The 627-nt window shown below is 64.6% G+C and carries 1 protein-coding gene; it reads right to left on the reverse strand.

Annotated features, from left to right (window positions below; genetic code table 11):
* Positions 1-627, reverse strand: a 627-nt coding sequence (locus tag QWE_RS25420) for a calcium-binding protein (RefSeq protein ID WP_476692170.1), incomplete at both ends; no start/stop codon positions are given.

Genomic DNA, 627 nt, shown 5'->3' on the forward strand with positions numbered 1-627 from the left:
CCGACGTCGAAATCGCGGATCTGGTCAAAGCCGGCCCCATAATTGCCGATCGAGGCGACCGAGCCGAAGACGAAGCTGTCCTGACCGCCGCGGCCATAGAGAATGTTGACGGCAGAACTCGCGGTGATCGTGTCATTCCCGGCCCCACCGACGGCATTTTCGATCGACGTCAGACGGTCGTTGCCGATCTCCTCGCCTGTGGCGGTGCCCGCCTCGAGATCGATCTCGACCGCCATGGTCGCGGACGAAGCGTCATAGGTGTCCTGGCCCTCGCCACCATGGATGACGTCATCGCCATCATCGGTGCCGGGTGTCGGCGCATCCATCGACAGCTGCGTCAGACTGCGCGCTTCAAGAACGGTCTGGACACCCGCGACGAACACGTCGTCACCCTCATCGCCGACCATGACGTCATCGCCTGCACCGCCGGCAAGCGTATCGTGGCCGGTGCCGCCGTCCAGCACGTCGTTACCCGCATCTCCCGACAGGACATCGTCTCCGGCTTCGCCGAACAGTCGGTCGTCGCCGTCACCGCCGGACAGAATGTCGTGTCCCTCGCCCCCATCAGGCTGTCGCGTCCGGCCTCGCCGAACAGCATGTCGTTGCCGGCGTCCCCGAACAAGACAT

Origin of the sequence: Agrobacterium albertimagni AOL15 (assembly GCF_000300855.1) — a bacterium.
In the GTDB taxonomy this organism is placed as follows: domain Bacteria; phylum Pseudomonadota; class Alphaproteobacteria; order Rhizobiales; family Rhizobiaceae; genus Allorhizobium; species Allorhizobium albertimagni.